This is a genomic window from Methanobrevibacter sp., assembly GCF_015062935.1.
Lineage (GTDB): Archaea > Methanobacteriota > Methanobacteria > Methanobacteriales > Methanobacteriaceae > Methanocatella.
On record NZ_SUTM01000027.1, the window covers coordinates 21,279 to 27,435 of the forward strand.

5 protein-coding genes are annotated in these 6,157 nt (G+C 37.4%); 2 read left to right on the plus strand and 3 right to left on the minus strand.

Going from position 1 to position 6,157, the window contains the following annotated elements:
* Positions 1 to 36 precede the first annotated feature (36 nt).
* Genes cfbE through E7Z81_RS10880 form a run of 3 tightly spaced genes read right to left on the minus strand, consistent with a single transcriptional unit; the run spans position 37 to position 3,782 of the window.
* Complete coding sequence (cfbE, locus tag E7Z81_RS10870) at positions 37 to 1,458, minus strand: coenzyme F430 synthase (RefSeq protein ID WP_292747712.1); 1,422 nt, start codon at positions 1,456 to 1,458, stop codon at positions 37 to 39.
* Complete coding sequence (locus E7Z81_RS10875) at positions 1,451 to 3,310, minus strand: bifunctional NADP phosphatase/NAD kinase (RefSeq protein WP_292747714.1); 1,860 nt, start codon at positions 3,308 to 3,310, stop codon at positions 1,451 to 1,453. The genes cfbE and E7Z81_RS10875 overlap by 8 nt, the downstream gene beginning before the upstream one ends.
* A 10-nt stretch (positions 3,311 to 3,320) precedes the next feature.
* Positions 3,321 to 3,782 (minus strand): pyruvoyl-dependent arginine decarboxylase, encoded by a 462-nt coding sequence (locus E7Z81_RS10880; RefSeq protein WP_292747716.1) that lies wholly within the window; start codon positions 3,780 to 3,782, stop codon positions 3,321 to 3,323.
* Positions 3,783 to 3,973: 191 nt separating this feature from the next.
* Between E7Z81_RS10880 and E7Z81_RS10885 the strand changes: the two genes are divergently transcribed.
* Together E7Z81_RS10885 and speB are read left to right on the plus strand one after the other, a co-directional pair.
* Positions 3,974 to 4,372, plus strand: a complete 399-nt coding sequence (locus E7Z81_RS10885; protein WP_292747719.1) for a translation initiation factor IF-5A — start codon at positions 3,974 to 3,976, stop codon at positions 4,370 to 4,372.
* 42 nt (positions 4,373 to 4,414) lie between these two features.
* Positions 4,415 to 5,281, plus strand: a complete 867-nt coding sequence (speB, locus tag E7Z81_RS10890; protein ID WP_292747721.1) for an agmatinase — start codon at positions 4,415 to 4,417, stop codon at positions 5,279 to 5,281.
* Positions 5,282 to 6,157: the final 876 nt, after the last annotated feature.

Below are 6,157 nucleotides of genomic sequence, written 5' to 3' on the forward strand. Positions count from 1 at the left end.
AAATGTTTCAATTTTTAGTGAAAAAATAGTTTCAAATTACCTTTGGGAAAGCTTACGGTAATCGGAACGATATATGAAAAGAAGATTCTTTCTGTTGTTTTTGGCCATATCAAAAATATCCGAGTATTCTTTCATTACTTTAACATTTTTAGACATTTTTGAAGCTATTGACAAACCCACGTCTCCTGTGAGTATCAAATCACAATCCAATGAGTCCAGGTAGTGGCTAACCTTGTCCTCATCAATTTCTTCACAGGTAATTCCGTAATCTCCTCCAACTGCAATGTAATATGTGTCCAAATCATCAATCATCTTTATTGACTGTTTTATGGCGTCGGTGTTTATGCCCGGATTGATCTCTTCGATTATAATAAATTCTCCGTTACTTCTTTTATTGGTCCTTCCAGTAATTCCATTATAATTGGCCAATCCGTTAATGATCTTTTCTTCTTTAATTTCAAGCATCAGTGCTGTTAAAATGACTCCAAGAACGTTTGAAACATGATGGGAACCTGGTGCAAATGTTTTAACCGTTAATGTACCTGATAAATTTTTGCCGGAAATGGTGGTCACATCACGGTATTCTACGGTGATTTCGCTTTTGTCAAGTGAGTATGAAACGCTTTTAGCATAAAGATTTGCTGCGTTGTCCGTAAGTGAAAATGTGTTGATTTTAGGGTGAACAACATCTGAGTAATATTTATCGAAGCTTTCCTTTTCACATGCCACTGCAGGACATCTGAAAACCTGTCTTTTTGCTTCGCTGGCCGAACTTCTGTTTTTTGCAATAGGATAGTTTTCACAGATATTGGTCAAAAGACCTACGTCGCCTATTCCGCTGACTCCAAGTGATGATTCAAAGATTGCTGATGAGTATTTCCTCAGGTTTTCACTCTCAGCAGTTCCTTCGGCAATTTCACATACGGGATTTGCAATCTTGTATGCAAGGTCAACGGTCTCCTTTATATTTGCAGGTGTTATTGATATGTTCTTTTTAAGGACAATTTCCCTTCCGTTTTCATAAAGAAGAGCTCCCAAACTGGATAATATAAGGGGATTTTTGTCAAAAAGAATTTCCTTAAGCATGAAAGCGCAGCTTGTCTTTCCCTTGACTCCGGTGATTTCAACAACGGGAATGTCACATCCCCACTCTCCCAGGATTTCACGGATTGCCTCATGGTGGGTTATGAATGTGTAGTCAAGGTCAGGATTGTTTTCTGAAATCTCTTCATGTGTAAGGGGAAGATGAACCGGATAGATTACCTTCATCCGGCCGTTAAAGTTTTCCAAATCACCCAAATCATCTAAAAGCTCAACTCCATATGCCTCAAGCATCCTGCGGTCTTCATCATTTAAGGTATTGTAGATGTCATATGCAAGGACATTTTCGCCTTTCTTTTTAAGGCTTACAGATATTTTAACTCCGCCGTGGGTTAAATCAACTACGAGATTATTCATTCATGCACCCATTTGAGCTGCTGAGGCCGCCTGCATTGAGCTTGTCCTTGACCTTTTTGTAGAAGTATTTGGTTGATGTTCTGATAAAGTAAGCGTCCTTGTCTGATTTTTTGAATTTGATTTCTTCCTCGTATTCTGCTTCCTCATTGCGCTGACCGTCCATAACGAATACTGCAGTTTTTCCCTTTTTAAGCAGTTTAACTGTAATTTCACTGTTGTCGGATACGATAAACGGTCTTGCTCCAAGCTTATATGGACAAATCGGGATGATGAGAAATCCTCCGACCTTAGGATCCATGATAGGTCCTCCGGCAGACATTGCATATGCTGTAGAACCGCTCGGTGTTGAAATGATAAGTCCGTCAGCCCTAACCTCGTCGATGGTTTCTCCGTCCACCTTGATTTCAAAGTGCTGCATTTTTGCAGGCTTGTTGGTCATTATGACAACTTCGTTGATTGCGCTGTAATAGTTGTTTTCGTGTGATACCACAAGCTTGCTTCTTTTTTCCTTGTAGTATTCGCCTCTGAGGATTTCATCCAGTGCTGTGAAGGTGTCTTTTACTTCGGTGTCTGTTAAAAATCCGACTGTACCCATGTTGATTCCGAATACAGGAATGTTATGTTTCATTTTTGAGTGTGCACGAAGCAGTGTTCCGTCTCCGCCTAAAATGACGGCCATGTCGCAGTCAAAGTCATATGTGTTGCATGAAATGGCGTCATAGTTGATTTTGAAGTTGATGTTTGTAAACTCGTCGGCAATTTCAGGATATTTCTTCTGGGCCTTTTCAATTATTGAGTCAATTTCAGGGTTTTCTGTAAGTTCAATAATCTTTCTGGAAAGTCTTTTTTCGACAATGACTTCACGTCCGTTGCTTAAAAGATAGTCAATCAGCTTTGCAGCAAAGAGTACCGGTATATCCTGGTCAATCCTTCCCACAATACCTATCCTTCCGATGACATCACTTTCATTGTCGTTTAAAATATCAATCATCTGCTTGTGAAGCACAGGAGTATTTGCCGCAACAACAATTGTCTTTTCATAGATGCTTAATGTGTTGGTCAGCTTTTCACCGTATTTGTCTGTGATGATTCCTCCGGCCTCCTCTAAAATCAGCTTTGCGGCTGCAATGTCTATGATTCGGCTTCCTCTGAGGTCGATAAATGCATCGTAACGGCCGCTTGCAACGTATGAAAGCTCAAGAACAACGCTTCCGAGAACTCTCATCCTTCTTGCATTGTCGACAAGCTTTGATGCGACTGATGTTCCGGTCTTGGTAAATCCTCCGAGGGTCATGTTGCTTATTCTAACCTCACTGCTCGGGTGGACTTTCTCATTGTTTAACCAGCATCCCTTTCCCTTTTCGGCTTCAAAGAAGTTACCGTTGGCCAGGTTGCTTATGAATGCAAGTTCAACATCATTCAATGTCGCCACCCTGCCGTCAGGAACATTTGCGACAGCTATTGAAATTGCAAATGCAGGGATTTCCTTGATTGCATTGCTGGTACCGTCAATAGGGTCGACCAAAAAGATAAATTTCGGCTTTTCCTCTTCGGAAATGTCGTCACGTCTAAGCTCATGGGTGAGTGTGATGCTTCTTTTGGTTCCTTTACCAAGTTTCAACTCTCCGATTTCCTCACTGACAATATATGAATATACAGGTGCTTCCTTTAAAATCTGAACAACTTTTTCTTCTGAAATAACGTCGATCAGGGAGGTTGGTGTTCCGTCAGCTCCCATCTTGACTTTCTCGCCTGATTCAGGTTTTCCGAAATAGGGCCTGGTTGCCCTGCTCACTTCTCTTATGATGTCATATGCCAGGTCTGTTGCCATCTTTTTATCTTTGGCGTCCATGTTATCACACTTATTTTTGAATAATATCATCGCGCATATATACTACGCTTGAAACTACTGATGCAATGTCTTTTACTGTGGTTGTTGATGGCTCTACAATCATTTCCTTGATTTCGACTCCACGCTTGTCCATCATGTAGTTTACCATGAACTTGGCTTCGTCAATGAGCTCATCGGGATTTTTGTTGGTTCCTGTTGTCTCTACAACGCAGCCCAGTTCCTCTCCAATGGCCACTGCGACTACGGCGGTGATAACGTCTCCAGGATTGTGTGAAGTGACTGATGATAAAACACAGTTCACCATGCTGCCCGGCTTAAGTTCAGGCAAATCAACAATCTCTGCGTTACCTGCAAGCATGCTTGATACCTTAATAAGGTTCACGTCACCTATTCCGGCTTTGCTTAAAGCATTATCAAAAGCATTTAACCTTGTAGGACCTTCATCTTTTCCACTAACAATTGCTATTTTCATGATTATTATATTTGACTGAATAAGGTTAAAAATTTTTAGTAATTTTTTTTATTTGATATGTTTTCAAATTCATTTAGAAACATTGAAATAAGCGAATACTTTATATAAAATAGAAAATATAGTTTATATTAATCTAATAATAATGCTTATTATAAGATTAAAAACCGGTTTTTAATTATGGAGGAAAATGAATGTCAACAAAAGTTGTAGAAATTAAAACATTAAAAGTTGGAAAATACGTCGTTTTAGGCGGAGAAGCTTGTAAAATTATCAGTTATACTACCTCATCTCCAGGTAAACACGGAGCAGCAAAAGCTAGAATCGAAGCTGTAGGTGTCTTTGACAACCAAAAAAGAAGTCTCGTAAAACCTGTAGATAACAAAGTAGATATTCCTATCATTGACAAAAGATTAGGACAAGTTATTTCAATCCAAGGTGACACTGTTCAATTAATGGATATGGAAAACTACGACACCCTCGACTTACCAATGCCTGAAGACTTAAAAGACTCTATCGTTGAAGGTATTGAAGTTGAATACATTGTCGCTTTAGGAAACATGAAAATAATGAGAACTAGAGGATCTAACTAGATTCCTTTTCTCTTATTTATTTTCCTTTTGAGAGATAATATTATGCTTTTAAATACTTATGAACCATGGAAATTTGCATTCTCTCAAGAAATTGAGGATATAAAGGAAAATTCATTTGGATTAATCGGAGTTCCATTTGACAGCACTACTTCTTACCACTCCGGTGCACGTTTAGGACCAATTGTTGTTCGTGAAGCTTCATTTGGTTTTGAAAAATACAATACTATTTTTAACAAAGATTTAACAGCTGCTTTTTATGATTTCGGTGACGTTAATGTTGTTCCGGGAAACTGCGAGGCTACATGCGCAATCGTAGAGGATAGCGTAAATGAAATTCTTGACTTGAATCTCAAGCCGATAATAATCGGGGGAGAGCATTCAGCTTCAATCGGAGCCATCAAGGCATTGACTGACAGACATGAAAAGCTCACCGTAATACATCTGGATGCCCACAGGGACCTTGCATTTGAATTTATAGGTGAAAAATATTCCCATGCAACAGTAATGAGAAGGGCTCATGAAATGGGTGCGGATCTTGTCCAGATCGGAATAAGGTCATCTTCCAAAGAGGAAGAGGAATTCGTAAAGTCAACATATAATATTCAGACATTCAAGAACAAGGATGCCCACAAGCACATGGATGCAATAGAGTATTACCTCATAAACATTGACGGACCTATCTATATCTCAATAGATATGGATGTAATTGACCCGGCTGTTGCGCCTAATGTTGGAAACCCTACTCCGGGAGGTTTGTTTGTCCATGATGTTGAAAATATCCTGAAAACATTATGCCACAAGAATATTGTTGGTCTTGATGTCGTTGAAACAGCTACAGACAGGCTTGGCGATGTTACTGCAGTCGTTGCGGCAAAAATAATCTATGACTTTTTAACACTGATTGAATAGTTCTTTTTTTTTTAAATTCATGTGGTCTTTTTATTTCATTTAAAAATTGTTCTATATGTGTCGATTTATTAGATACTTTGCGAACGATTGTTTATGTGGCAGATTTTGTTTTTAAACGGATATTGTGCTAAAAAACATTCAAAAGCATAGCTATTTTTAAATTTAGGTATAACTAAATATAACTGCTTATTTTAGGTAAAACAAAGATAAAATCAGTTAATTTTATATATAACTTTCTTTACAATTAGTATTAGGAATTAAAATCATAGTGATTTTAACAATATATTTTGTCGCCATTTTTTTCCTAAGGGAATAATCTATCTCTGGGCTTTTAGGTTATTCTCTCCGGATAGATTAAAACACACTTTTTTTTAAAATCAGTCTTTGTAATTCTTTTCAACCTTATCAAGGTAATATTTTCCCTTGGTAGAATAATCGAAAGCTAAAAAGATTGGGGTATAAAATAGAAAAATTAATTTTAATCCTTAAAATTAAAAAAAGTCAAATTAAAGCCTATTGCAGAGAAATTATCCCTACAATACTAACACTGACATTAATTAAAAAATTCTTTTTAGTCTTTTTGAGGTTATAATAAAATAACTCTCTATACTAATAAAATAAATCCTGAGAAAAGAAATTCTTTGAAAGGATTTTTAAATTAGTAAAAGATAGAATTCAATGCCTACAACATGACATTCATGTTTGAACAGGTAGACATTGAAACACATCAAATTAAAGTTTAGAATTTATATATCCGAATATGGATTTAAACTCTATTGAATATTATGAAATAGATTGTATTTGAACAACCTCGCCTTGAAGAAGGCGAGGATTCCTAGAGTTTTGTTTTTATTACTCAATCGTTTATTGAGTGCT